The organism is Marinomonas sp. (genome assembly GCF_965225885.1).
Classification (GTDB): Bacteria; Pseudomonadota; Gammaproteobacteria; order Pseudomonadales; family Marinomonadaceae; genus Marinomonas.
The window spans coordinates 4,313,987-4,340,583 of the sequence record NZ_OZ245329.1; the positions used below are offsets into that span (position 1 = coordinate 4,313,987).

Genomic DNA, 26,597 nt, shown 5'->3' on the forward strand with positions numbered 1-26,597 from the left:
CTGTGGCTTGAATACGCTATTTCGCTGAGAAAAAGATTTAGGGACAGTTTCAGCTAAAAGAGATCACCAATCAAGCTTCTCAAAGCATTCGCTAACGGAAGTATCCATTCCCTCGCCGATATTAGGTGTCGATATTAAAAACAGTGTTTCCTGAGTCGCTGACCAGTCTTCTTCCGAGACTAAAACCGTATTATTACGTTTACCAGCAATGATTAAAGGCTGATGAGATTCAGCAACTTCATCAATGAGTTGATAGAGATTTCGAGTTGCTTTAGTTACCGTTATTGCTGCCATCCCAAACCTCAAGACTATTAAGCTTATTATGCTAGAAAGAACGAATATCAAGGCGTATGCAAAGTTTCAAGACCATCAAGTTTGGAGAGCAAATCAAGGAACCAACTTGAACTCAGAACAACCGAATTCTTGGCTAAAGATCAATAAAACTCACGTAGATGATTTTAACCTTATAGGCAGGAGTAAGACATAAAAAAAGCCCGCATCCAAAGATACGGGCTTTTTTTCAATTGTCTACAAGGGAGGCTTTCACCCACGATCCTAGTAGCTCACCTTGTAAGTATAGTTAGATTTATTCTCGATTTTTAGCACATCTTTGACGTGCTAGAAATTTTTGCTAATAAAATTTTATTCACACATAGTCCAATGATTGTTCGAACAACGTGAATAAATGTAAAGTAACCGAATAATAAGCATCGATAAGGATATCAAGTGCCTAATACCTCCATTCTAAAAACGCTCTCTCGTCCGAGAGTGGCTACATATCTGAGTATAACCAACCAAGATCAGACAAAAGCCCTAGAACTTTACATTTGGAACTGCCAAGTGTCTGCTGCATTGCTTGTACCTATGCATATTTGCGAGATTGTGATTAGGAATGCAATCGCTGAAATTTTCGAATCACAGTTTGGTAGTCAGTGGCCATGGCAACGAAGTTTGGAACTGACATTACCTCGGAAGTACAGAGACGAATTAACAAAAGCTCGTGACAAACGAAGTATCAACAACCGTACAAGCAAAGTTATACCAGAACTCACATTTAACTTCTGGCAACAAATGTTTGTAAGCAACTACGATCAACAGTTTTGGCAGCAGCATTTACATTCACTGTTTCCAAATGCTCCAGTCAACATGCCGTTCAATCAGTTACGAGGCAGTATTTTTAATGATTTGGAGAAAATCAGAAAGTTTCGAAACCGAATCGCACACCACGAGCCAATAATTAATCAAAACATTAATTCAATTATGGACAAAATTGAGCGATTAACACATTACCGATGTGCTGACACATCTAATTGGGCTCGCCAACACTACCAAGTTAGAACCCTTTTACTCACTAGACCCTAGGGGCTTTCAGCAGCATTTTCTGATATTTGAGGATGCGCTGGGTGATCATCAACGAATCAAGCTAACAAATCTTTTTTACTTACAAACAGTGGACACTAAAGTTATCAAGTAAATCAATCCCTTCTTGCCACCGTCCAAGATGACTATCTGATCCAATATGCCCATATTCGCCCAGCATCTTAAGCTCGCTTCCCCAAGCTTCTGCTAGTAACTTGGCTCGTGATAAAGAAAGATAAGGATCATTGCTTGACGCAATAATAAGAGAAGGTATCCCGAGTTTTTCTAGAGGAATGGAACGAAAGCTGGCATAAGGAGCAGGTGGAGCCGCCCACTCATCTTCAACATCTGCCGGAGCAACCAAAAAAACACCAATAACTTGGCTTGCCAACGCAGCCGTCCAATGTATCGCAGCAATACAACCAACAGAATGCGCCACCAATATCGTCGGTTTTTCGCTGCGCCGTATAACACCATCTAACGTCGCAACCCATTCAGACTTAACGGGTGTATCCCAATCATCTTGATCAACACGCTCCATGGTAGAACATTCTTTTTCCCAATGTGATTGCCAATGATTGGCTGGAGAATCGCCACCGCCGGGAATGGTTAAAAAACGCAGAGCATTTTCAGTTTTAAAGAGACGAGACATATTTCATACAGTCCTTTGCTTGAAAGATTCGTTTTTGATCTGACGCCAAACTCCAACTAGATACTCAAAAACAGACTTAATAAAAAGCTCAATGAATCACCAATCAAGCTTCTCATCACACTCTCTAATAGAGGCACTCATTCCCTCACGGATAGATTCACGCATATTAGGTATTGATAATAAAAACAGTGTTTCCTGAATTACAAACCAATCTTCTTCCGATATTAAAACCGCATTATTACGCTTACCAGTAATAACGATAGACTGATGAGAATCAGCAACTTCATCAATGAGCCGGTACAAATTACTACGTGCTTCTGTTGCCGTCATTCCAGCCATCACATACCTCGAATTTGTTTGAATTATGAGCAATTGATACTTATTAAAGTACGTACATCAAGACGGACGTTTTGCGACTATTGAAATATTAAAGCTTCTTTTCCATATTTATCAACTCAAAAAATTGGCCATTTGAAAGCGGCTCTTTCACTCGTCCAATCTCGGTAAATCCTCGCTTACTATAAAAAGGCTCACCCGACAAAGTAGAGGCTAAAAATAACGACTTAACACCTCTTTCAGAACAATACTTTTCACAATAATCAAACACACTTGAAGCGACACCTTTTCTGGCGTATTCAGGTGCAACAAAGAAGCCTCGAATCTCGGCACTCGTTTCTTCATCCAATGAAAGAGATACACCGCCACAGCCAGCAATACAGCCATCATTTTCAGCAACAAAATACTGTCCAGATTGAATGAGAACATCTAAACCACTAATCAACTCCAACGCCGCTTCAATCTCTGATTCCTCATAAAACTCACGCTGAAGCTCACGAGTTGAGCGATTGATTAATGCTTGAATCGGCTCTAATTCTTCGATTTTTGCTGTTCGGATGGTGAAGTTCATGGGGTTACTTTCCTTGTGAAATGCGAGTTAGCTAAAAAATGCCACACAATATTAGCGCTAAATTTAGATTGCGCGGAATAGCTCTAGCAAGTTGTTAAAAACTTTTCAACGCAGCGGGATGTTCAGCGCCACCGACCAATATACAATCGATCCCAGCACTCATCGCACCACCAAGGTCTCTTCGTGCTGAATCACCAACCACAATAGCATCTGATTTTTCCAATCCAAGTTGATTTAACACTAACTCGAAAGGATTTGACGATGGCTTCACAACGCCAAACCTACTGAATCGCAGACCAATCTTCTTCCGATACCAAAACCGCATCATTTCGCTTATCAGGGCTATTTATAAACAGTTAAGTTATTCGACTAGCCTCTTCAGATAACACTTCGCAACGAGATCTGTAGTCTCCCGGATATCCGGTATATCCAGACAAAACTGGTAAGCGAATACGGAATTTCGATTTTTTATCATACTGATAATTTTTAAAATTGGTTATTTCCACTAGCTTAGGACTTGGAGCCGCAGTTCCCATTGTTAGAACTAAAACTAAAGGATTAAATAATATTTCAGAAAAAACACTAGTTCCAGACTGGTTAATTAACTTGCATAAACCTGATTTCCTAATTATCTCGCTGGAAGTCCCTGCTATAAAAAAACGGAAATCATTTGGTAACATTGTACTGTCACGGTTTAGCACAAATTGACGGAGTCCTGTCCAGTTTCTTTGAGTACCAGGCTCATTTATACAAATAAAGTTACATGCTATTTGCTTTAATACGTGAAGAGGTCGAAGCTCGATAGAACTAGGAATAGAACCATTAACTATGTGATTAGCGACCCACTGAACCCAATCTTTATAGTCATTGCCATACCATGAGCCCATTTTGTTATTACATTTTTCACAGAGGCAATAATCACCCAAACCTCGTTGGTAAACCTTGCCTTTAATAGACGCTAGATCATCTAAATTTTCTTGATCTACCCATCGTTCAAAAGAGACTTCATGAATTTTTTGGTCGTTAAATGCAGACTGTTGAGGAGTATGTTCAAAGCTCATTTTAGTTTTCTGATGACAAAGCTTGCACATATCAAAAATCGATTTACGAGACATGTAATTTCAGACCTCTAATGTCATTGTTATCTACAATTCACTTATGGGCACAAGGTCTAAAACTTCTGACAGTCTCCCTTCAACCCTAAATTTAAGCTGAAGGTCTTTGCCGCACTCGTCTAAGAAGTCAGTTACAGCATTTATAATATCTTTTGTAAAAGATTTCGTACCGATTATTACCAAATTAGGATCTTTTGACGGATTGTAAAAGTGCCTTCCGCCATCACAATAAACGAACTGCATTATATCGCTATCTTTTTCATGTAGTTCTGATTTAGAGCCATATGTATGTAGAAAAGTACATCTCGCTGCGTAAAAATCAATTCCACGATATTTATAAACTTGTTCAGGGTCACACTTAACATAGCTATCTACCCACTCAATAAAGTCTAACCGTGTAACCCGACTTTTATTTAGCGGACGTGAAAGACTTGCCATAGCATCTATACATATATAGCTCATTGCAATACTTGGCGTCACCAACCCAAGCTCGTCACATTTCTTAATTTGTGAGGCAAGACTTGCTATCGCCAGCCAATTTTTTTCTCTATCAGACAATTTCCAACCTCATATGATGCTTAATTAGCTAGCAGTTGTAATACTGTAAAAACACATATTGTCATATAAATAATTTATTGGTAGTAAAACGCTTTTTATAACACCAGTAAACACGCGCTCAACATCAAATTACGATAAACCAAGCGGCGTTTCGACGAGGTAGGCGGCAGTTTCGAGAAGAAACGCCGCTTGGTTTGAGTATCCTCCGAACCTGCTCTATCTGAAGTTGTTGGCCTAAAGGCCAACCTACAGAGTGGCGGATCACGCTTCGCTTATGCCGCCCTACGTGTTGTTTTAAATAAGTTTTCAGGCAATAAAAAAGCGAGCCGCGGCTCGCTTTTGTCAGTTCAAAATAAGAAATTAACTCAAGGCTCTGGAATGATGTTCCAAGTGATCGTCGATGAAGCTGGCAATGAAGAAGTAGCTGTGGTCGTAGCCCGGTTGACGGCGTAGCGTGATCGGATGTCCGGCTTTTTCACAGGCCGCTTCTAGGGCTTCTGGTTTGAGTTGTTCTACCAAGAAGTTGTCGGCTTCGCCTTGGTCGATAAACAAAGGTAAGCGTTCATTTGCTTTCTCTATCAGCAAAGTCGCATCCCATTCGTTCCAAGTGGCTTTATCGTCACCCAAGTATCCGGTGAAGGCTTTTTCGCCCCAAGGACAGTTGGTTGGATTAGCAATCGGAGCAAAAGCCGAGACGGATTGATACATACCTGGATTTTTCAGGGCGCAAATCAAGGCGCCGTGGCCCCCCATGGAATGACCAGAGATAGAGCGTTTTTCCGTGACGGGAAAGTTCGCCTCAATCAAGTGCGGCAACTCTTGAACCACGTAATCGTACATGTGGTACGTATTCGAATAAGGCTCAACCGTAGCGTTAACGTAGAACCCCGCAGCGGAGCCGAAGTCGTAGCTTTCGTGCTCGTTCGGGTAATCCGTGCCGCGTGGGCTGGTATCTGGGCAGACAATGGCTAAGCCTAACTCGGCCGCTTTACGAAATGCGCCCGCTTTTTGAGTAAAGTTTTCATCGTTACAGGTCAGACCTGATAGCCAATACAAGACTGGGACTTTTTGCGTTTCTGCTTGTGGTGGTAGATAAATAGCAAAGGTCATTTCGCTTTTCACTGACAAGCTTTCATGCTTATAACGCTTCAACCAACCGCCGAAGCTTTTGGTGCTGGATAACAATTCCATAGCTGTCTCCTTAGCTGTGTTAAAAAAGCCCGCTTAGCGGGCTTATCAAAACGGTGTCATTACGATCATTTATCGAAAGCTTACTTATCGAACAGAATGACGGTACGAATACTCTCGCCTTTGTGCATCAATTCAAACGCTTCGTTGATCTGCTCAAGTGGCATAGTATGCGTTACAAATGGGTCGATTTCGATCTTGCCGTTCATGTAATCTTCGACATAACCTGGCAATTGGCTGCGGCCTTTTACGCCACCAAAAGCTGAACCTTTCCAGACTCGACCAGTTACCAATTGGAATGGACGAGTGGAGATTTCTTGACCCGCACCCGCCACACCGATAACGATAGACTCACCCCAACCTTTGTGACAGCACTCAAGCGCTTGACGCATTACTTGAACGTTACCGATACATTCGAACGAGTAATCCACGCCACCGTCTGTAAGCTCAACAATCACTTGTTGAATTGGCGCATCGAATTTCTTCGGATTGATGCAATCGGTCGCGCCGAATTGTTTCGCCATTTCGAATTTAGATTCGTTGATGTCGATAGCGATAATGCGAGAAGCGCCTGCCATGCGAGCGCCTTGGATAACAGACAAGCCAATGCCGCCCAAACCAAACACAGCAACGGTTGCGCCTTCTTCAACTTTCGCCGTGTTTAGTACCGCGCCGATACCCGTGGTGATACCACAACCTAACAAGCAGACTTTTTCTAGCGGCGCATCAACATGGATTTTCGCCAAAGAAATTTCAGGAACCACGCTGTATTCAGAAAAAGTAGACGTGCCCATATAATGGAAGATTGGCTCGCCATTGATGCTGAAACGGCTGGTGCCATCTGGCATTAGGCCTTTACCTTGAGTTTCGCGAACCGCGCTACATAGGTTGGTTTTACCAGACTTACAGAATTTACACTCGCCACATTCTGCTGTGTATAGCGGAATAACGTGATCGCCGACTTTAAGCGACGTAACGCCTTCGCCTATGGCTTCAACAACACCCGCACCTTCGTGACCTAAGATCGCAGGGAACACACCTTCTGGATCTTCACCCGACAAGGTAAACGCATCCGTATGACAAACACCCGTTGCGACCATGCGAACCAGCACTTCGCCTTTTTGCGGATCTTGAACATCAACTTCTTCAATTTTAAGTGGTTGGCCTGGGCCCCAAGCTACAGCGGCTTTACATTTCATTATCTTCTCCAAAGTCTCGTGTTTTCAATTAACGTTTTAAACGGGATTGGTTTTTGAGATCAAAGCGAACACATTCGTTTTGACCCATTCAGTTCCCACAGTGTAGACGCTAAGAATTCCTACGATAATGCCTATTTTAGAAAATCATTATTGCTATACTGCAACAATAATATTTATATGACGCCATATTGTTATAATATAACAATATGGCACAGAACAATGAGCACAACAAAATGAGACCGAAACTATGAAAAACTGGGAAGCCATGGAAGCCTTTATCGAAGTCGTCAGACAAGGTAGCTTTTCAGCGGCAGCGATTAAACTTGGCGTATCGGCCTCTCACATCAGCCGCTTAATTACTCAATTAGAGGCAGAACTTGGAACGACACTACTATTTCGAACCACAAGACGCATTCGCCTAAGCGATGCAGGCGATTTGTACTATCAACATTGCCGTGGTTTACCGGAAGTATTGAGTAGCGCAGAGGAAATGATTTCCACACTTAACCAAGCACCGATTGGGTCGTTTAAAATGACCTGTGCAACCACCTTCGGCGAGCGCTACATTGCGCCCTTGATGAACGATTTTTTATTAAATCACCCAAAGATCGAACTGGATTTTCATCTCACCAATCGTTCGGTGGACTTAATTGAAGAAGGTTACGACCTTGCCATTCGCATGGGCGCCATGAAGGATTCCAGCCATTTGTCCCGACGTTTATGTGATCGGGTCGAATACCTTTGTGCATCACGAGAATATATTGATCAGCACGGCATGCCGCATACACTAGCGGAATTGAGCAAACACAGCTGCCTGATCGGTTCGAAAAATCATTGGTTATTCCAGCAAGATGGTCAACGCAAAGAAGTGAAAGTAAGCAGTCAATGGCGCAGTAACTCTGGCCCAGCTCTTTTAGATGCAGTTCGTAAAGGCTTAGGCATCGCGCAATTGCCTGATTATTATGTTTCCGACGATCTCGCCAGCGGCAAGCTGATCGCCTTGTTGACACAATATCAATACCCATACAGCGGCGTTTGGTTGGTTTATCCAAAAGTTCGCCAAACATCGCCGAAGCTACAAAGTATTTGTGATTACCTGATTCAGCGCTTTAAACAAGATCCACCATTTGCCAAATAAGCCACGTATGTTTAAATACACGCACCTCAAATATTTCAATACAAACATAACTCATCATTAAACGAAGCCCATGTTCTCACAAGAAGATCTCGTCCAAGTCGCTCGTCAAACCATGCCATTTGGTAAATACCAAGGCCGTGTTTTGATTGATCTGCCAGAAGCATATTTATTATGGTTTGCACATGAAGGCTGGCCGAATGGAAATCTGGGACAATGGTTACAATTGGCGCTGGAAATTAAAATTAATGGCTTGGAAAAACTGGTCGATCCATTGCGTAAACCGACCGAGAAAAAGCCAGACGAGCCGAAAGTCCGCATTCGCTTTGATGATTGACCTTTAGCCTAAACTCACTAAGATTTTTGGGGTGGTTGACGGCTATAAATCAATGTATTGCCGTCTTTGTTTCCGCTTCTCTTGAGAACGAATCCAGAACGCTCAGCCACTTTAATAGAAGCCATATTGTCCGCTTTGACTTCTGCTAGCAGTGGCTCATCAAAATAACGCACCAGTTTAGACAACATTTGATGAGCGAAGCCTTTTCCGCGCGCTTCTGGTGCAATCGTCCAAGATAATTCCCACGCGCCTTCTATTCTATCTGCTCGACAAGTGCCAATCGCGACACCATCTACTTCCGCTATCCATAAAAGTCTTTTTGACGGATTACTTAATGATGCATCAAGCCATGCGAGATGCGATTCGAAAATAACTTCATCACTATTATGAGACGCTTTGCGTGTCTCTGGGTCATTGCGCCACATAATTAGCGTTTCAGCGTCTTTCATTTCGGCAGGTCGTAAATTCACTCGATCTGTCATATCACACCTTATGTCTTTCCATAATCTAAAGCCTACTTTGAAAAACAGTATACACTTTTGTTTAACGACTAAAAGAAGCTAATTAAGGTACAAGATTTGCTTACTTTGGCGTGTTAAATTACCCATTATTTTTGCTCAGGAAAGAATACAAAATGGATATCAGAATCGACGATTTATCTGGCCCAGAAGTCAAACAAATACTCACTGAACACCTCGAAGACATGTTTGCTGCCTCACCACCAGAATGTGTTTTTGCATTAGATTTAGATGGCTTAAAAAAACCAAACATTACCTTCTGGACGGTTTGGGAAGATAGTCAATTACTCGGCTGTGGCGCGCTAAAAGTACTGGGCGACACCCATGGAGAAATTAAATCCATGCGCACCACCAGCGCAGCCCGCAACAAAGGCGTTGCTTCTACTCTACTTCACCATATTCTCGATACAGCCAAGCAAAAAGGACTCAATAAAATCAGCCTAGAAACCGGATTACAAGACTTCTTCGCGCCCGCCAGAAAGCTTTATGCCAAACATGAATTTACTGAATGCGGACCTTTCTCCGACTACAAGCTAGACCCTTACAGCGTATTTATGACCAGAAGCCTTTAACGGTGCCATTGTTCCATTACAGTCCGCTTCATTTATTTTGCCATCTGTACATTACGACTGCTCAATAACAGCGTTAGACTTTATGGATTAAAGATAAAAACTAAAGGACGCAGAATGAAAACGATCGGCATTATTGGCGGAATGAGCTGGGAATCTTCGGCCTTGTATTACAAAAGCATCAACGAGTTGACCAAACAAAAACTCGGTGGCCTGCATTCCGCTAAAATCATCTTATCCAGTGTCGATTTTGCTGAAATTGAGCGTTTACAACATCAAGGCGATTGGGAGCAATTAGGAGAAATTCTCGCGGCAGAAGCACAACGTTTAGAGCAAGCTCAGGCAGATTTTATTCTTATCGCAACCAACACCATGCACAAGGTGGCGGATGTTGTTCAAAGTGCAGTGAAAATTCCTTTACTGCACATTGCCGATGCCACCGCCAAAGAACTAGTTAAACAAAAGCATCAAAAAATTGGCTTTATCGGTACGCGCTATTCGATGGAAGAAGACTTTTATATTAAGCGATTAGAAGAGCAATATGGTTTAGAGGTAATCACGCCATCGAAGCAAGACAGGGACGAGATACATCGAATTATTTACGAGGAATTATGTCTCGGTAAAATTCTTCCTGAATCGAGACAAATTTATATCGACATCGTTAATCGACTTCAAGCAGCCGGAGCGAAAGCCGTCATCGAAGGCTGCACGGAAATCACCCTACTTCTCAAGCAAGAACACGTCACTGTACCTTTATTTGATACCACTTATATTCACGCTAAAGCCGCTGTTGATGAAGCGTTAAAGACTCTATTTTGAATAAAAAAAAGCCAGCGCGTACGCTGGCTCGTTTTCGTTATTTGGTAAGGGAACAACCAAATAACGAAACCTTATTTACCCTTTGCTAGATCCCGCCGTGGGTTAGCTTGGCAGGATCAAGTAAAGCGAGTAATTCTTCTCGGCTGAAATCAGTTTCTTCTTCAGCAACATCCACCACAGGACGACCTTCTTTGTAGGCTTTTTTCGCAATTTCTGCGGCTTTGCCATAACCAATAATCGGATTAAGTGCCGTCACCAAAATAGGATTACGATGCAATGCTTCATTCAATTTGTCTTCATTGACCGTTAGTGTGGCGATGGCGTTATCTGCCAAAAGTTGCCCACTGTTTGCCAATAGTTTGATGCTATTTAATAAGTTCTTAGCAATCATTGGTAACATGACATTCAATTCAAAATTACCCGACTGACCACCTATGGTAATCGCCGCGTCATTGCCTATCACCTGCGCCGCCACCATAGCCGTGGCTTCTGGAATCACGGGATTCACTTTGCCCGGCATAATAGACGATCCAGGCTGCAAGGCTTGTAGAGAAATCTCACCCAAACCAGCCAACGGGCCCGAATTCATCCAACGCAGGTCATTGGCAATTTTCATGTAAGTCACCGCAACCGCCTTTAACTGTCCAGATAAGGCGACAGCCGTATCTTGTGAGCCTATCAAAGCAAAAAAATTAGCGCCCTTACTGAAAGTGACATTGGTTAAATAAGACAACTCTTTGGCAAATAGTTCCGCAAATTCTGGATGAGCATTAATACCGGTTCCAACCGCCGTCCCGCCTTGGGCAAGCTGAGTAGTTTTGCTTTCAAGGTAGGTTAGATTATCAATGTTGTCTTGCAGTTGAGCGGCCCAAGCGTGAAAGGTTTGATCCAATCGAACTGGCATGGCGTCCATCAGATGCGTTCGACCTGTTTTGGTGTAGCCCGCAAGCGCAGTGCCTTTTTTAAGGATCGTGTCTTTTAGATGAACCAATGCTGGCAGAAGATGACCGGTTAATTCTAATGTGGCGCTGACATGGATAGCACTGGGAATAACGTCGTTGCTGCTTTGACCATAATTCACATGGTCATTGGGATTCAATGCTGAACCGTGATGTGCGCTCGCTAACGTCGCAACCACTTCATTGGCGTTCATGTTCGAGCTGGTGCCTGATCCGGTTTGGAAAACATCCACAGGGAAATGCTGCATCAAATCATCGGCATTTAACAGTTCATCACAAGCACTTTGAATCGCTTTAGACATTTCTGGTGTAATGCATTCTAAAGATTCATTAGCTCTAGCCGCAGCGGATTTGATTAAGATAAGAGAACGAATAAAAGCTTCTGGCAGTGGCTCATCGCTAATTGGAAAGTTATTAATAGCTCGTTGTGTTTGGGCGCCGTAGAGTGCTTTTTCTGGGACGTCTAATTCGCCCATGCTGTCTTTTTCAATACGCATTTTCATTGGTAAATGATGTCCTTATTGTTCGAAGGAAGAAATAAAGTAATGGCTCAAAATTCGTAAATTATGCTCCATCTTGAAATAGTTCTTGGCATCTTGATACGTGACAATTAAATGCTTTAGATGTGACAAGGGCAAATACACCTTGTCTAAACATGTCTGACGCCAATGAGGCGCAATACTGGTATCGCAAACCGTATCCAGCAAAACATTGAACACTCTTTGATGCAACAAAGTGGCATCGGTAATGTTTAATCGTTCAGCGTACTCTTCTGTAAGGTTCAAATAATGATAGAGCACATCTGGGGAATCTGCACACTGTCCGCCCTGAATGGTCTGCTCGAGTACTGAAAATGGCACTAAATAATGACTCATTGTTTCGCCCTCTGAAAATATTACAACACACAACATAAATGATAACTATTATCAATAATGTGCATGAAGGTGAGGCCTGTCAAGCAGTTGATAACGATTCTTATTAAATTTTACTATTCACCAAGATCTTTACTACGATTACTTGATTAAAATCAGTCGTTCTTTGATACCCTAAAAACAAGAACCCAAAAAAAACAAAAGCTCAGAAATACAAAAGCCCCTGCTATATCATCCATAACAGGGGCTTTGTAGAAAACAATACTTAAAGTGTTTGGCTCTTAGTGGTGATGACCACCCACACCGTGCGCATGACCATGAGCAATTTCATCGTTCGTTGCCTCACGAGAATCAACGATTTGAATGTTGAAAGTCAGATCTTTGCCAGACAATGGGTGATTCAAATCTACAGTAGCGTGCTTCAGGCCGACTTTAACAACCGTCACCTGACGCATACCTTTGTCGGTTTTCACCATGGCAACCATGCCTGCTTTCCAGCGTTTCGCGCCTTGTAAATGCTTCACTGGCACTTGTTGCTGACGATCTTCATGACGTTCGCCATAAGCATCAGCGCAAGCAACCGTTACTTCAAACTCTTCGCCAACTTCTTTTCCTTCCATTGCTTTTTCAAGCCCTGGAATAACATTGCCGTGGCCATGTAAATACGCCGCTGGATCTTTGCCCGCAGAAGTTTCGATCAACTCTTCGCCATGACGCAAAGTGTAGTGAAATTGAACGACTTGATTGTCTGCAATCGACATGCTGTTTCCTCATTAATAATTCAATAATTAAGCGCTAGCGCTTGTTATGTCTGGCTCTATTGTATTGGGGCATTATAGAAGTTGTATGAATACTTAACTAGCGAATTACGAACTCTAAGCTCTTTTCTTTTATCACAACATCTTTCAATCTGAATGCGCTCACCCCTTCAATGAAAGAATGGTTTAGCACATAGATTGGATGCTCATCTAAGTAAGAACGCAAAAGACTCTTAGCATTAAGTTCATGAGGCCAACGAGCAATCCTTGGCACCGATTCAATATAACTGCCTGACAGCTTAAGCTTTGATATTTCAGGATCAACAAGCAACACTTCATTTTCATAAAATCTTACCCCAGCTTTAAACGATATACTGACACCAATCTGCTCAATATTAGAGTACCTAGAGACTAGACGACCTTTAAGCTTAGCTAAAGCAAAACCACCCTTCCGATCTGATAACTCTATATTTAGACTATCAACGTATAAACCCACTGATGTATAAAGATTGCCAGTAATATGATTATGTGCAGGCTCTTTTAACGTTTCTACAAGGCTATCATTGATCTCTTTATCAGTGACGACATAATTATCACAGCCACTTACTATTAAGCAGGATACAAGCAAACCGACTGTTGATATAACTCTTAAAAATGACATAAATTCCCTTTTAATAATGAGCAAAAAAACCACTAACATTCAGTATCAAAAAATTGAATGCTACTTACTTATTTCCTAGATATGCATTACGTTTTTCATACCAAAATGTCATAAAATCTTCAGTGACTTTTTGCTCTATCTCCACGGCTTCTTCGGTTGGACAAAAGAGCGACACCGTAAAAACATTAAAACCTTCAGGTGTGGTGGTGATTCTAACTCTTGGCTCAGGGCCTGAAATCTTAATGTCTAAACGCTTTTCTATAAGGCTGTTATAACGAATAGCAACATCGTGAAAATGCTCGCTGTACTCACGAATTTTTTCTAAAATTTGCTCTTTTATCGTAAACAAATTCACATCATCAGTACTACGAGAGATAGAGAAAGTATGGGTCACATAGCGGCGCATGTAGTTCAGATTTTGAACCGTGTGCAGCAATAAGACACTATTGGGAACCACCGTCGTACGACCTGTATAGGTGTAACTGCCACCTTTCAGATCAACTTCAAATAGTGTCGTCGATAACCAATCACTATCGGTCACTTCGCCTTCATAATTGGCGATTCGAATCCAATCGCCAACCTGATATGGTCGCGTACTAGCACGATAAAATGCACCAACGATGCAAGCGATAAATTCCTTTGTTGCGATAACCAAGGCCACCATAAAAGCAGCGATTGAAATCGCGATATTTTGTAACTCAGATGACCAAATAAGCACTAAGCCAACTACTAAGAATAAATTAAATATGTTGTCTACTGCGTTGATTCTCTGACGTTTTTTATCATGCTCAATTTTTTGATTAATACGAATGACACGTTTTGTATAACGTCTAATAATATACGACAAAAAGATCCAAGTGATCGTTAGAACGATCTCAACGTGATCCATCAAAATGGAAAAGTCTAACTGGGAAAAATCAACAGGCATAAAAAGTGCTTCCTTTATCAAGACCGCCACTTTAACAATCATTGCCAGGATCAACAAATAAAAGCGCTAGACAAACGACGAAAAATAACTGTATATTTATACAGTATTTTTATTTCATGAGGTGGATTATGCCTGTAATTATCAAATATGTTGTAGAACGCGATGGAATCGAAAAAATGACGTTTACTTCTAAAACTGAAGCCGATGCATACGACAAACTATTAGACACCGCTGAGGCGTTGTACGAGATTTTAGATGAAAGCAAATTAGCAGGCGATCATTCTCAAAAAGAAGCACTGTCTATGTATTTGGCTGAAAACAAAGATTCTCTGTTAGATATTTTAGGCAACAAGAAGAAAAGTCCTCAAAAACCTAAAAAAGCGAATAAAGCATCCAGTGCACAGCTTGATCTAGCAGAAGCGGCACCTAAAAAAGCACTGGAAGACCTAGTGATAGAACCAGATGAAGATGTGATGTATGACGAAGATGAAAGCACCCTTGTATTTGATGACGAACTGACCGATTTTCGTGAAAGTGATGCCGCATAATGCGGCATCACTTGTTGCTGATATCTAGAATCCAATAAACCAAAATGCTATTCCCGCCATTTTGAAACGCGAATTGTTAGCAATAACGTCATGAAATTGTCATCTTAAAAAGGCAATCTCCTTTACTAAGAATATCACTGCATTTCTTAAGAATAGAAGCGCTTTAATAGCAATTAGTTAGGGAGTCGTTATGTCTGTAATTGAACAGAATAACAGCGATAGAAGTTTTAATATTTTCTTTGCTGCTATTTTCTTAGTGTCCATTGCCTATTTCATCTTTTGGGGATTGAATTACACCAATTCCAATCATGTCATTTTATTTATTCTTGCCACACTATTTGGTGTCTTCATGGCATTTAATATTGGTGGTAATGATGTTGCAAACTCATTCGGCACCAGCGTCGGCGCAGGCACATTAACAATCAAACAAGCCCTGTTAGTCGCAGCCATTTTTGAAGTAAGCGGCGCTGTCATTGCAGGTGGTGAAGTAACTAAAACAATTCGTAAAGGCATTGTTGATCTATCACAAATACAAGTCGATCCGATGCAATTTGTCTACATTATGATGTCGGCACTGCTTGCGGCAGCTATTTGGCTATTGATCGCTACGAAAAGGGGCTGGCCAGTATCAACAACGCATTCAATCATTGGCGGTATTGTTGGCAGCTCGATTACATTAGGATTTTTAATTGGTGGCGCAGAAACAGGCTTTGCTTTGGTTAAATGGGATCAAATCGGCACGATTGCGATTTCTTGGGTTTTGTCTCCAGTGCTTGGTGGAGTCGCGGCTTACCTTTTGTATTCACAAATCAAAAAATACATTCTTAATTTTAATGATCAAGCCTCTGAAGAGTTGGTAAAAATTAAAGAAGAGAAAAAAGCCTACAAAGCAGAACACAAAAAAGCCTTTGAGCGCATGGCGGAAATTCAACAAATTTCCTACACCACGCAAATGGCTCGTGATGCTCTCACTGTTAAGGAAGGCGATTTTGATAAAGATGAACTGGAGTCTGATTATTATAAAGAACTTCATGAAATTGAATCAAAACGTAATGAGCTAAATGCTACCAAAGCACTAGAAGTATATGTTCCGATCTTTGCAGCTCTTGGCGCAACGTTAATTTCGGCCATGTTGATTTTTAAAGGTTTGAAGCACATGAACCTAGGATTAACACAGCTGGATAATTATCTGATTATCGGCATGATCGGCGCCATTGTTTGGTTAATCATGGCTATCTTCACTAAAACGTTGAAAGGCAAATCATTAGACAAATCGACCTTTCTGCTTTTTAGTTGGATGCAGGTTTTTACTGCGGCAGGTTTTGCCTTTAGCCATGGCGCGAACGATATAGCCAATGCGATTGGCCCTTTCGCAGCTATCATGGACATTCTACGAACCGGTGAAATTGGCTCAAAAGCCGCGGTTCCAACCATTGCCATGCTAACCTTTGGTGTCGCACTTATCGTTGGTTTATGGTTCATCGGTAAAGAAGTCATCCAAACGGTAGGTCACAATCTTACTAAAATGCATCCGGCTTCTGGCTTTTCAGCGGAATTAGCTGCCGCTGCTGTCGTTATGATCGCTTCCATTCTAGGTTTACCGGTTTCCAGTACGCATATTTTAATCGGTGCCGTATTAGGTGTGGGCATGGTGAATGGTGCGGCAAACTGGCAACTAATGAAACCTATCGGCATGGCTTGGATCATTACCTTACCAGCTGCCGGTATTCTTTCTGCTGTTAGCTTCTTGATCCTCAATAGCTTGAGCTTGGCCTAACTCAATTCAGCCATAGAGAACAGAACACGCAAAAAAGACGACTCATCACTGGGTCGTCTTTTTTTATTCGATAAGGTAAAACCATTCAGCGTCCTTTATTTGCACGGATTTTATACTGCGTTTTACAGTAGCCTCGAGAAATATCAGGATTGCGTAGCGCCAGATGTTTACTCGCACGCCCAGACACTCTAGCCCGCCAATTTTTAAAGGTTTTAGCTTTAAGGTTGCTACGCATTAACAAAATAACATCAGGCTCTGAAAGCCCGTAAAGCGTTTGAATGGCTTCAAATGGCGTGCGGTCTTCCCAAGCCATTTCGATAATTCGTGACTTGTCTGGAGTCAAAATATAGTCTGGAGTCAAAATATGCCCTTAAGTAATAACCGTTATGTGAGTTATACGAAAGACTTCAATCAACAGATCACCTATTTTTTGGCGAGATGAGCCTGTCTTACCAGCCAATCAAAAAACACCATAGCAGCACCATGTAATTCAGCACCAGATCGTCGTACTAAATAAAATGATTCACTGGCTTCAATGCCTTGTCCAAACGGTGCGACTAGTTTGCCTTCATTTAACATGTCTTCCACCATAGAAGAACGCGCCAAGGCCACACCTTGCCCAAGCTCAGCCATGCGCAATGTCGACACAAGCGTATCGAATTGCATACCGACAGACGAATCGACGCTATCAACGCCCATGATGTTCAACCAATAACCCCACCCCTCTTCGTAGCCGATAACATGAAGAAGTGAATGATTCGCCAAATCCGCAGGCTCTAACAAAGGCGATCGTGCCATCAATTCAGGGGAACACACTGGCACCAAGGCGTCCCAAGTTAATCGTTGCGAGATCAATCCGGGCCACTCACCATGTCCCCAGCGAATTTCCATATCGTCTTCATCGTCTAATGCTTGCACCCAGATATTACTCACGTAACGAATATCATACTGGGGATAAGCCGCACTAAAATCAGCAAGTTTGGGCGCTAACCAGTGAGAAAAAAACGACAAACTGCCACACACTTTGATCGTTTGTTTATCGTGCTGGGTAAAGATCTCGTTCGTGCCAACGGTCAAACGAGAAATCGCATCTTTTACCACAGGAAAGTAAGAACGCCCTTCTTCCGTTAGACTCAAACCACGTGGCAAACGTTTGAATAACGACACACCCAAATGACTTTCTAACAAACGAATCTGCTGACTCACTGCCCCCTGGGTTAAGCACAACTCTTCAGCAGCATGAGTAAAATTAAGACATCGAGCCGACACTTCAAAGGTATGCAGCCAATTTAATGGAGGAAGGGATTTCTTATTCATGATGAATAGCCAAAAAAAGGAGAGAATCTTGACCAACAATTGTGGCCAAGATTTGTCATCAATACTAGAGGACTTGCCCAAGGAAACGTTGTAGACGCGGATTGTCAGAACTAAAAAAGCGCTCTGGGCTTTCTTCGAAGACTAACTCACCGTCTTCCATGAACACCACGCGATCAGCCACTTCGCGAGCAAAGCCCATCTCATGGGTCACCACGACCATGGTCATACCGTCACCGGCGAGGCTTTTCATAACGTCCAATACTTCCCCGACCATTTCTGGATCAAGCGCACTAGTAGGTTCATCAAACAGCATAATCTTAGGGTGCATGGCTAACGCTCTCGCGATTGCCACACGCTGCTGCTGACCACCAGACAAATGCGATGGATAGTTATTCATGCGATCCGCCAGACCCACTTTTTTCAGCAATTCACGGCCTTCTTGTTCCGCGACAGCACGAGGCTTTTTCTTCACCTTAATCGGAGATAAAGCCACGTTACCAAGCGCCGTTTTGTGTGGAAAAAGATTAAAGGACTGGAACACCATGCCCACTTCTTCGCGTACTTTATTGATGTTGGTTTTCCTATCGGTCAAACTCACTTCATCAATGTGAATCGTGCCATCAGAAATGGTCTCTAGCTGATTTAAGGTGCGTAAAAATGTCGACTTACCTGAGCCACTTGGCCCAATAATCACTACGACTTCACCACGATTAATATCGAGGGAAACATTTTTTAAAGCATGACAGCCATTCGGGTAAATCTTTTCGATATTGCGAGCTTGAATGATGCTCTTCTCGGTCATATTAGTCACTGGCAGATAACCTCTTTTCAAGACGCTGAATGGCCCAAGATAAAGCCCCAGTTAATATTAAATACATCAGCGCAACGGCGAACCAGACTTCAAATGGCGCGAAAGTAGAACTCACCACTTCGCGTCCAGCCTTGGTTAAATCTGTGATGGAGATAACCGACACCAAAGACGAGTCTTTAATCAAGTTAATAAACTGTCCGGCCATTGGCGGTAGAGTACGTTTAAACGCCTGCGGTAAAATCACATTAACCATGGCTTGAACATAATTCATGCCTAAGCTGCGTGCTGCTTCCATTTGACCTGGACTAATAGACTGAATACCAGAACGCACGATTTCTGCGATATAAGCGCCAGTAAACACAGACAAGGCCGCCACACCGGCAGTAAAACGATCCAAATCCAACACGGTACCAATAAAAAAGTAGAAGATAAAAATCTGTACTAATAATGGCGTGCCACGAATCAATTCAATGTAGGTAACGGACAAATAACGCAACGCAGGATTCGTCGATATACGAGCCAAACCAGCAAACAGCCCGATAACCACAGCAAAAACCAAGGACACCACAGACAACTGTAATGTCATCACCAGCCCCCACGTGAGCGGGCCAATATTCCAGTTTTCTACTTCGGCAAGTGGATCGCCCTCAAACACCAAATCGCCATTACTAACCAGTAAGTTATCAAACTTTTTGATCACTAACGGATCGTCACCGTAATCGGAACTAACAATCAACTTCCCCTTTTCAATCGTTGCAGAACCATCAAAAGGCGATCGAACCGTTGTCGCTTCGGTATTAATTATGTACTGCGGAATACGTTCCCAGCGCCAAGTGTAGTCAATATTTTTGCTGCCAGCATAAATGCCAAAGCCCAGTCCTATGATGATTAGAACAAAGACCGCTTTCCACAAAAGCAGATGAGATTGTTTTTCCATCGATGAGAAGCCCCGTCGTTTTTTTTAACTCACAGAAAATAAATCAAAGAAACAAAAAGTGGCGCTAAACTGCGCCACTTTTTATTGATATTAAGCTTACTGAACGTTACTTAACCAAGAATTACTAGCAAACCATTTTTGATAGATTTTATCGTAAGTACCATCACCTTTAATTTGCGCGAGGTAGTTGTTTAAGAAATTCATGAAATCTGGATCACCCTTACGAATTGCAAAACCTAGAGGCTCATAAGTGAAGGACTCGTCTAAATGCACAACCTTACCTTCACTTTGTGACGCGTAAATTGCGTTATATGGCAAGTCATAAACGAAAGCATCAGCATTACCATTTACCACTTCTAGCGCTGCTTCTGACTCTGTTTCAAACAGGTTCAACTTGGCTTTGCTCATGTATCTTTTTACAGCGTAATCAGATGTCGCACCCAATTTAGTCGCTACAGTGTATTTAGCATCGTTTAAATCACGATAATTTGTGACTTTACCTTTTAGCTCAGGGCTCAAAAGAATCGTTTGACCAACCACAATGTAGGGATCAGTAAAGTTCACTTTCAAGTTGCGCTCAGGCGTAATTGTCATGCCAGAAATAATGATATCGCACTTGTCAGTTAACAATGCAGGGATAATGCCATCCCATGCTGTGTTACGAATATCCAGTTTTACACCCATCGCCTTAGCCATGGTTTTCGCAATATCAACGTCAAAACCAACGATGTTGCCTTTTTTGTCGCGCATATCAAACGGCATATAACCCGCTTCTGCACAAACACGTAACTCTCCGCGGTTAAGCACTTGATTTAAAGTGGAATTTTCCCACAAATCATTATCTGAAGCTGATGCCAGTGTTGCGCTACATAGAGCCAATGCTGCTATAAATATTTTTTTCATTCTTATATGTCCCCAGTTTATGTAAAAAAACAAACCCTAATTTGTTTTAAATGCATGACCCTAACGCCATTTTCTAGCGGCGCATAATACAGGAGTTGACACTAACAGTCCCTATTGAAACATTAATGTATTCCATCGTTTTTTTCATTTTGCTCAAAGTTAAGCCAAGTCAGTTTCTGAGCGAGAAAGCGCCCTGACTCGTTCAAACGCCTGCTGTAAATCAGCGATTAAATCTTCAGTGTCTTCGATCCCCACAGATATCCGCACTAAACCTTCAGAAATGCCCAGCGCTAAACGCTCTTCTAAAGTATTTTCAACATGGCTTGTGGTTCTGGCTGGCCCGTAAATGGTTTCTACCGCGCCCAAGTTACCAGCACAATGAGCGTATTGTAATTGCGGCAATAAGATCTTCACTGTATCCATACCACCGATCAGTACAAAACTGACAATGGCGCCAAAGCCTTTCATTTGTTCACAAGCAATAGCATGATTCGGGTGACTTGGCAGACCTGGATAATTCACCGCTTCCACCAAGGGTTCAGTCAATAAATATTCCGCAATCGCCTGCGCGCTGTTTTGTTGCTGACGAATACGTAGAGCCAAGGTTTTCATGCCACGAATAATCAAATAGGCCGAAAAGGGATCCAACGACGCACCATTAATTTCTCGATAATGACGAACCTTTGCCATCAGTTCTTCGGTGCCACAAACCAAACCACCCATGGCATCGGCGTGACCGCTCAAAAACTTGGTCGCACTGTGCACAACAATGTCGACGCCCAGCTCCAAAGGACTTTGATTCAGTGGTGTCGCAAACGTGTTGTCGGCGATAACCAAGGCGCCAACTTTTTTAGCCGCTGCCACAAGACGTTTTACATCGACAATTTTCAACGTCGGGTTAGTCGGTGTTTCCAGATACAAAACATCACAGCCAATGGCGATTTCCGCTTCGATTTGCTCATGACTGTGCGTTTCGCAAAGCGTCACGCTCACGCCCATACGCGGTAAAAATTCTTCAAAGACTTTATTGGTACCGCCGTAACTGTCTTTCGTTGACACTACTCGGCAACCATTCGACAAAAAGGTATAAAGCACACTGCTGATCGCCGCCATGCCAGTGCTAAAAGCAACCGCCGACTCGGCATTTTCTAAACCACAAATCTTGGCTTCTAAAGTTCCTACGGTAGGATTACTCATGCGGCTATAAATAAAACCGGGGGCAGTACCCAAAGCAACGTCGTACCATTCATCAATATCTTGGTAGCCATAAGCAGCACTGGCGACAATAGGAGTTTGCGTCGCACGATAAGGGTGATCCACTTGCTCGCCGCTCCACACCGAACGCGTTCCACTTCCCGCTTGCTTAAGAGCCGACTTAGCCAATTTATTACTCATTACAGATTTCTCACAATTAATGGCCGAACAGCCAATACAAATTCAATTGGCTTTCACTATAGCCAAACCATGAAAACGCGAGAAATCATCTTATCAAGCACTAAGGGGCGGTTTTTTTAATGGATAAAAAACCAAGAAACAGCGGTATAAAACACTTTCACCCTTACTTAAAATTACATAAAATTACGCTGTTTTTACACAATCATAAGGGATAGGGAATTATATGAAATTTACTAAAATTGCATTGGCTGCATCATTGATAGCGGGCGCATCATTTGCGAATGCAGGTGACATCAAATATGGGCTGCAATTAGGATCTTCAAAAGGTGGGGACAACCTTGTAGCAGAAAATAATTCTGAAACTCTGGCCATTGGAGCTGGCGACGGCACTTTAATAGGATTATACCTTGCAGGCTCTTTAAATGATGATGGATTCGGATACAAAGTAGCAATAAATAATCTAGAAGACAGTCTAGACGGCTCACAAGGGAAAATTAAATTTTCTCGGCTTCCAATAGACCTACTCCTTTCCCAGAAAGTAGGCAAACTACTATTAAACGGCGGAATAACTTATCATATAAACACTAAATTTAAAATTACTGCCGATGATGGAGTTTTTTCAGTAGAGGCAAAAAACGCTCTTGGCATTGTTTTAGAAGCCAATTACCAAGTATACAGTAATGACTCCTTGGCCATGGACCTAGGCTTACGCTATACAAATATTGAATATGAATTCAAAAATGAAGATTCAACAAAGGCTGATGGCTCAAGTATTGCTTTTGTTGCTGGTCTAAGTTTCTAATCATACCCAGAGCTCTTGTTACAAGAGCTCTTCTCTGAATCTAAATCCTAGCTCTTTCTAAAACAACTCTCCCAACAAACTTATCTGACGTATACTTTATGTCATAGTTCCGCTCTCTCAATTTGTTCAGGATCGTTAATGAAACCCTCTGCTACGCCAAATAATACTGTCGATAAAAACATGCTTGGCGTGTTTCGTTATAGCCGCCGCGCCATAGATTTGGTGTGGAAAACCTCGCCTGCGTTAACCATTGGCTTAGCACTGGCAACACTGATTGCTGGTGTGCTGCCTGCGGCGATGGCGTATGTCGGACAATTAATCGTCGATGCGGTTGTTGCCGCCATGGAAAGCTATAAACAAGACCAAGTTTTGCACTATCAAACCGCACTCAACTATGTGGTATTAGAAGGAATCTTGGTGTTGGTGATTGCCGCCGCGCAACGCGCATTAAGCGCTCAGCAGGCCATTTTACAAGGTTTATTAGGTCAAAAAGTCAACTTGCTAATATTAGAAAAAGCCCAAAGCTTAACCCTCTCGCATTTCGAAGATTCTGAATTTTACGACAAGCTGGTTCGCGCTCGCCGCGAAGCATCTAGTCGTCCTCTTGCTCTAGTAAATAAAACCTTTGCCTTGCTGCAAAATGCCATCACGTTATCCAGCTTTGCGGTCTTGCTGTGGCACTTTTCTCCGTGGGCGTTGGCGTTGTTGATTTGTGGTGCTTTGCCTTCTTTTATCGCTGAAGCCAAGTTTTCTGGCGATGCTTTTTTAATGTTCCGTTGGCGCTCGCCAGAAGTCCGTCAGCAAAACTATCTAGAAACCTTATTGGCTCGGGAAGACAACATCAAAGAAGTTCGCTTGTACCAACTGGGCGATCGTTTTTTACAGCGCTACACCGAAATATTCATCAAGCTATTCAAAGAAAGCAAAAAACTGATCTTACGTCGCGAAAGCTGGGGCTTCGCCCTCGGCGTGATAAGTACCTTAGTGTTTTATGGTGCCTATGGTTGGATCGTCAGCGATACCATTATTGGTGCGATTACCTTGGGCCAAATGACCATGTATTTGCTGTTATTCAAGCAAGGTCAAAGCTCGGTTTCGGCCTCGCTGACAGCCATTAGTGGCATGTACGAAGACAATTTGTATTTATCCAACCTCTACGAGTATCTAGAACAAGAAACGCCGCTTTCAACATCCGGTTTGTTAATAGGACCAACTCCAAACGATGGCATTCGTTTTGAAAATGTCACCTTCCAATATCCGGGCAGCGAAAGGCCTGCTCTTGCCAACATCAACCTACACATTCGCCCCGGCCACAGCCTCGCGATTGTCGGTGAAAATGGCTCAGGCAAAACCACGCTAATCAAACTGTTAACTCGTCTATATAATCCAACTCGAGGGCGCATTTTGTTAGATGGTTTGGACTTGCTGGAATGGGAAGAAAGCGCCCTGCTAAAGCGTGTTGGCGTTATATTCCAAGACTTTGTGCGTTATCAATTTATTGTTGGCGAGAACATTGGCGCTGGCGACAACGACAGATTTAACGATCAAACCGGTTGGAAAAAAGCCGCCGAACTTGGCAAGGCCACCGACTTTATTACTGAACTTGAAAACGGCTATCAAACTCAGCTTGGTCGTTGGTTCCGAGGCGGACAAGAATTGTCTGGTGGGCAATGGCAAAAAATCGCCTTGGCGCGAGCTTTCATGCGCGAAGACGCCGATATTTTGGTATTAGATGAACCAACTGCGGCCATGGATGCTCAAGCTGAAGCCAATATTTTCCAGCATTTCCAAGAACACACCAAAGACAAAATGGCAATTCTGATTTCCCATCGATTTTCCACGGTGCGTCTCGCACACGAGATCATCGTCATGGAACATGGACAAATCAAAGAACGCGGCACCCACGATTCCCTTCTGGCTCAACAAGGCCAATACGCGCATTTGTTTACCTTGCAGGCGCAGGGTTATCGCTAGAAAGCTGATTAAAGCCAATTTATTGAGGCGCATTTTTTGTTATGCTCTGCACCATTAGATTCGCTCTTTGGCCAATTTCACCAGAATAATTGCACAGGAAAAACTGCTTTGAACCGACGTAATTTTATAAAATCCAGCCTATTTGTGGCCATGACAAGTACGCTACCTAGAGTCGTTCTTGCCGCTACACCGTCTGCGGGTTTCGACTATGAATTAATCGTCGAACCTGCTGATGTCAATATTGTGTCTGGTGGCAGTACGCCTGCACTTTGCTTTAATGGCGGTTACCCTGCACCAGTGATTCGTGCCAAACAACATCAGCCTGTGCGCATTCGAGTCATAAACAAGCTAAACGAGCCCACCACGATTCATTGGCACGGCATGAGAATCCCGATTGCCATGGACGGCGTGCCTTTTTTAAGCCAACCACCAATTATGCCCGGCGAAACTTTCGACTATGAGTTCACGCCACCCGATGCGGGTTCTTTTTGGTATCATCCCCACATGAACAGTGTCGAACAACTTGGCAAAGGCTTGGTTGGCGCATTAATTGTGGATGAAGCGGAAAAGCCAGACTTTGATGAAGATCTGGTGCTTTGTATGAAGAACTGGCACATCAAAGACGATGGCTCTTTTACCGCTTTGACGACACCACAAAATGCTTTTCGTATGGGCACACCCGGCCGCGTCATGACCATCAATGGTGAAATTCACCCAACCTATGAAGTTCCCGCTGGCGGAGCAATTCGAGTGCGTTTCTTGAACGTTGATAACACAGTGATGTACCAGATAAACTCAACCGATCCAGCCGCTAAGATTCTTGCTATTGATGGCAACCCAATTGCAGAACCCGTTGCGTTAACCAATCACATGGCCGCACCGGGAATGCGTCTTGACCTTGGTGTAATCGCCCCAAGCAAGGTAGGAGAAACCGTCACCTTTAAACATAAGAGCAAACCAATGGTGACCATCAAAACAGTGGCGAGTCAGCTTAAAGACCGCAGCTTACCTAAGCTGCCACTTAACCCAATTCCAGCACCAGATTTAGATAATGCAGAAACAATCAAGTTTGCTTTTGAATGGAACGCCAACATCACACCGATAGAGAAAAATGGCAAGGTGAGCTACAACTTCTGGACAATGAATCGCCGCTCCTGGGAAGGCATGTCGAAAGGCCACATTCCTGATCCTCTTGCCACATTAGAACGCGGTAAAACGTATATTTTCGAACTGTCGAATTTAACCCAGTACCACCATCCGATCCACATCCATGGTCATACCTTTACCGTGTTAAGTTCAAACAAGAAAGCCATTACACCATTCCATTCAGATACGGTTTTGCTTGGTCAGAATGAAACCGTGCTCGCTGCTCTAGTAGCCGATAATCCGGGCCGCTGGATGTACCACTGTCATATTATCGAACACCTAAAAACTGGCTTTATGAGTTTTGTTGAAGTGACGTAAAGCTTGAAAAAACCAAAACCACCAACAAAAAAACCAGATCACTTAAACAACAGTTGATCTGGTTTTTTTATTTATCAGAGTTTATGACTAAATAAAATCATCGCTACCAAAATCGTCCAAGCGCCCACGTCGTCA

The 26,597-nt window shown here is 42.7% G+C and carries 30 protein-coding genes; 9 read left to right on the plus strand and 21 right to left on the minus strand.

Annotated elements, in window-relative coordinates; all coding sequences use genetic code 11:
• Nucleotides 1-63 precede the first annotated feature (63 nt).
• From ACO05V_RS20610 to ACO05V_RS20650, 9 genes are all read right to left on the minus strand, one after another.
• Nucleotides 64-294 (minus strand): type II toxin-antitoxin system Phd/YefM family antitoxin, encoded by a 231-nt coding sequence (locus ACO05V_RS20610; RefSeq protein ID WP_421856016.1) that lies wholly within the window; start codon nucleotides 292-294, stop codon nucleotides 64-66.
• 1,147 nt (nucleotides 295-1,441) lie between these two features.
• Nucleotides 1,442-2,011 (minus strand): RBBP9/YdeN family alpha/beta hydrolase, encoded by a 570-nt coding sequence (locus ACO05V_RS20615; RefSeq protein WP_421856018.1) that lies wholly within the window; start codon nucleotides 2,009-2,011, stop codon nucleotides 1,442-1,444.
• Between the two features lie 96 nt (nucleotides 2,012-2,107).
• Nucleotides 2,108-2,350 carry a type II toxin-antitoxin system Phd/YefM family antitoxin gene (locus ACO05V_RS20620; protein ID WP_421856020.1) on the minus strand — a complete coding sequence of 81 codons (243 nt, stop codon included), beginning with the start codon at nucleotides 2,348-2,350 and terminating at the stop codon, nucleotides 2,108-2,110.
• 88 nt (nucleotides 2,351-2,438) lie between these two features.
• Complete coding sequence (locus ACO05V_RS20625; protein WP_421856022.1) at nucleotides 2,439-2,918, minus strand: GNAT family N-acetyltransferase; 480 nt, start codon at nucleotides 2,916-2,918, stop codon at nucleotides 2,439-2,441.
• Nucleotides 2,919-3,012: 94 nt separating this feature from the next.
• Complete coding sequence (locus ACO05V_RS20630) at nucleotides 3,013-3,189, minus strand: HAD family hydrolase (protein ID WP_421856024.1); 177 nt, start codon at nucleotides 3,187-3,189, stop codon at nucleotides 3,013-3,015.
• Between the two features lie 85 nt (nucleotides 3,190-3,274).
• A complete protein-coding gene (locus ACO05V_RS20635) occupies nucleotides 3,275-4,033 on the minus strand; it encodes a hypothetical protein (protein ID WP_421856026.1) in 759 nt (252 codons plus the stop codon).
• Nucleotides 4,034-4,063: 30 nt separating this feature from the next.
• Complete coding sequence (locus ACO05V_RS20640; protein ID WP_421856028.1) at nucleotides 4,064-4,591, minus strand: hypothetical protein; 528 nt, start codon at nucleotides 4,589-4,591, stop codon at nucleotides 4,064-4,066.
• 360 nt (nucleotides 4,592-4,951) lie between these two features.
• The gene (gene fghA / locus ACO05V_RS20645; RefSeq protein WP_421856030.1) at nucleotides 4,952-5,782 is read right to left on the minus strand and encodes an S-formylglutathione hydrolase; all 831 of its coding nucleotides are present in this window, start codon (nucleotides 5,780-5,782) and stop codon (nucleotides 4,952-4,954) included.
• Nucleotides 5,783-5,862: 80 nt separating this feature from the next.
• Nucleotides 5,863-6,978 carry an S-(hydroxymethyl)glutathione dehydrogenase/class III alcohol dehydrogenase gene (locus ACO05V_RS20650; RefSeq protein WP_421856032.1) on the minus strand — a complete coding sequence of 372 codons (1,116 nt, stop codon included), beginning with the start codon at nucleotides 6,976-6,978 and terminating at the stop codon, nucleotides 5,863-5,865.
• Between the two features lie 247 nt (nucleotides 6,979-7,225).
• Here ACO05V_RS20650 and ACO05V_RS20655 point away from each other — a divergent pair, with 247 nt between their 5' ends.
• Both ACO05V_RS20655 and ACO05V_RS20660 read left to right on the plus strand, forming a co-directional pair.
• Nucleotides 7,226-8,116 (plus strand): LysR family transcriptional regulator, encoded by an 891-nt coding sequence (locus ACO05V_RS20655; protein ID WP_421856034.1) that lies wholly within the window; start codon nucleotides 7,226-7,228, stop codon nucleotides 8,114-8,116.
• A gap of 70 nt (nucleotides 8,117-8,186) precedes the next feature.
• The gene (locus ACO05V_RS20660; RefSeq protein ID WP_100188303.1) at nucleotides 8,187-8,450 is read left to right on the plus strand and encodes a DUF3820 family protein; all 264 of its coding nucleotides are present in this window, start codon (nucleotides 8,187-8,189) and stop codon (nucleotides 8,448-8,450) included.
• A 17-nt stretch (nucleotides 8,451-8,467) separates the two neighbouring features.
• Here ACO05V_RS20660 and ACO05V_RS20665 read toward each other — a convergent pair whose 3' ends face one another.
• Nucleotides 8,468-8,932 carry a GNAT family N-acetyltransferase gene (locus ACO05V_RS20665; RefSeq protein WP_421856037.1) on the minus strand — a complete coding sequence of 155 codons (465 nt, stop codon included), beginning with the start codon at nucleotides 8,930-8,932 and terminating at the stop codon, nucleotides 8,468-8,470.
• A gap of 152 nt (nucleotides 8,933-9,084) precedes the next feature.
• Here ACO05V_RS20665 and ACO05V_RS20670 point away from each other — a divergent pair, with 152 nt between their 5' ends.
• Both ACO05V_RS20670 and ACO05V_RS20675 read left to right on the plus strand, forming a co-directional pair.
• Nucleotides 9,085-9,540: a GNAT family N-acetyltransferase gene (locus ACO05V_RS20670; RefSeq protein WP_421856039.1), complete on the plus strand. Its 456-nt coding sequence runs from the start codon at nucleotides 9,085-9,087 to the stop codon at nucleotides 9,538-9,540.
• A gap of 114 nt (nucleotides 9,541-9,654) precedes the next feature.
• A complete protein-coding gene (locus ACO05V_RS20675) occupies nucleotides 9,655-10,356 on the plus strand; it encodes an aspartate/glutamate racemase family protein (RefSeq protein ID WP_421856041.1) in 702 nt (233 codons plus the stop codon).
• 85 nt (nucleotides 10,357-10,441) lie between these two features.
• On the opposite strand, the gene ACO05V_RS20680 is transcribed toward ACO05V_RS20675, so the two are convergent.
• The 5 genes from ACO05V_RS20680 to ACO05V_RS20700 all read right to left on the minus strand — a co-directional run bounded on the left by ACO05V_RS20680 (nucleotide 10,442) and on the right by ACO05V_RS20700 (nucleotide 14,534).
• Nucleotides 10,442-11,818 carry a class II fumarate hydratase gene (locus ACO05V_RS20680; protein ID WP_421856043.1) on the minus strand — a complete coding sequence of 459 codons (1,377 nt, stop codon included), beginning with the start codon at nucleotides 11,816-11,818 and terminating at the stop codon, nucleotides 10,442-10,444.
• A 15-nt stretch (nucleotides 11,819-11,833) separates the two neighbouring features.
• Nucleotides 11,834-12,190 (minus strand): hypothetical protein, encoded by a 357-nt coding sequence (locus tag ACO05V_RS20685; protein WP_421856045.1) that lies wholly within the window; start codon nucleotides 12,188-12,190, stop codon nucleotides 11,834-11,836.
• Nucleotides 12,191-12,468: 278 nt separating this feature from the next.
• Nucleotides 12,469-12,948, minus strand: coding sequence for an FKBP-type peptidyl-prolyl cis-trans isomerase (locus ACO05V_RS20690; protein ID WP_421856047.1), 480 nt, complete (start codon nucleotides 12,946-12,948; stop codon nucleotides 12,469-12,471).
• Between the two features lie 97 nt (nucleotides 12,949-13,045).
• Complete coding sequence (locus ACO05V_RS20695) at nucleotides 13,046-13,606, minus strand: hypothetical protein (RefSeq protein WP_421856049.1); 561 nt, start codon at nucleotides 13,604-13,606, stop codon at nucleotides 13,046-13,048.
• Between the two features lie 64 nt (nucleotides 13,607-13,670).
• A complete protein-coding gene (locus ACO05V_RS20700) occupies nucleotides 13,671-14,534 on the minus strand; it encodes a mechanosensitive ion channel family protein (RefSeq protein ID WP_421856051.1) in 864 nt (287 codons plus the stop codon).
• Between the two features lie 128 nt (nucleotides 14,535-14,662).
• Between ACO05V_RS20700 and ACO05V_RS20705 the strand changes: the two genes are divergently transcribed.
• Nucleotides 14,663-15,082: a YebG family protein gene (locus ACO05V_RS20705; protein WP_421856053.1), complete on the plus strand. Its 420-nt coding sequence runs from the start codon at nucleotides 14,663-14,665 to the stop codon at nucleotides 15,080-15,082.
• A 190-nt stretch (nucleotides 15,083-15,272) separates the two neighbouring features.
• Nucleotides 15,273-16,859, plus strand: coding sequence for an inorganic phosphate transporter (locus tag ACO05V_RS20710; RefSeq protein ID WP_421856055.1), 1,587 nt, complete (start codon nucleotides 15,273-15,275; stop codon nucleotides 16,857-16,859).
• A gap of 85 nt (nucleotides 16,860-16,944) precedes the next feature.
• On the opposite strand, the gene ACO05V_RS20715 is transcribed toward ACO05V_RS20710, so the two are convergent.
• The 6 genes from ACO05V_RS20715 to ACO05V_RS20740 form a co-directional block, all read right to left on the minus strand.
• Nucleotides 16,945-17,220, minus strand: a complete 276-nt coding sequence (locus ACO05V_RS20715; protein ID WP_421856057.1) for a TIGR03643 family protein — start codon at nucleotides 17,218-17,220, stop codon at nucleotides 16,945-16,947.
• Between the two features lie 62 nt (nucleotides 17,221-17,282).
• Nucleotides 17,283-18,176 carry a LysR substrate-binding domain-containing protein gene (locus tag ACO05V_RS20720; protein WP_421856059.1) on the minus strand — a complete coding sequence of 298 codons (894 nt, stop codon included), beginning with the start codon at nucleotides 18,174-18,176 and terminating at the stop codon, nucleotides 17,283-17,285.
• A gap of 64 nt (nucleotides 18,177-18,240) precedes the next feature.
• Nucleotides 18,241-18,978 carry an amino acid ABC transporter ATP-binding protein gene (locus ACO05V_RS20725; protein ID WP_421857045.1) on the minus strand — a complete coding sequence of 246 codons (738 nt, stop codon included), beginning with the start codon at nucleotides 18,976-18,978 and terminating at the stop codon, nucleotides 18,241-18,243.
• A gap of 1 nt (nucleotide 18,979) precedes the next feature.
• Nucleotides 18,980-19,924, minus strand: a complete 945-nt coding sequence (locus ACO05V_RS20730) for an amino acid ABC transporter permease (protein ID WP_421856061.1) — start codon at nucleotides 19,922-19,924, stop codon at nucleotides 18,980-18,982.
• A gap of 96 nt (nucleotides 19,925-20,020) precedes the next feature.
• Nucleotides 20,021-20,827 (minus strand): transporter substrate-binding domain-containing protein, encoded by an 807-nt coding sequence (locus ACO05V_RS20735; protein WP_421856065.1) that lies wholly within the window; start codon nucleotides 20,825-20,827, stop codon nucleotides 20,021-20,023.
• A 159-nt stretch (nucleotides 20,828-20,986) separates the two neighbouring features.
• Nucleotides 20,987-22,222 (minus strand): cystathionine gamma-synthase family protein, encoded by a 1,236-nt coding sequence (locus ACO05V_RS20740; protein WP_421856068.1) that lies wholly within the window; start codon nucleotides 22,220-22,222, stop codon nucleotides 20,987-20,989.
• Between the two features lie 223 nt (nucleotides 22,223-22,445).
• On the opposite strand from ACO05V_RS20740, the gene ACO05V_RS20745 reads away from it, so the two are divergent.
• The 3 genes from ACO05V_RS20745 to ACO05V_RS20755 all read left to right on the plus strand — a co-directional run bounded on the left by ACO05V_RS20745 (nucleotide 22,446) and on the right by ACO05V_RS20755 (nucleotide 26,462).
• Nucleotides 22,446-23,024, plus strand: coding sequence for a hypothetical protein (locus tag ACO05V_RS20745; protein ID WP_421856071.1), 579 nt, complete (start codon nucleotides 22,446-22,448; stop codon nucleotides 23,022-23,024).
• A gap of 138 nt (nucleotides 23,025-23,162) precedes the next feature.
• The gene (locus ACO05V_RS20750) at nucleotides 23,163-24,998 is read left to right on the plus strand and encodes an ABC transporter ATP-binding protein (protein ID WP_421856074.1); all 1,836 of its coding nucleotides are present in this window, start codon (nucleotides 23,163-23,165) and stop codon (nucleotides 24,996-24,998) included.
• A gap of 108 nt (nucleotides 24,999-25,106) precedes the next feature.
• A complete protein-coding gene (locus tag ACO05V_RS20755) occupies nucleotides 25,107-26,462 on the plus strand; it encodes a multicopper oxidase family protein (protein ID WP_421856077.1) in 1,356 nt (451 codons plus the stop codon).
• Nucleotides 26,463-26,597: the final 135 nt, after the last annotated feature.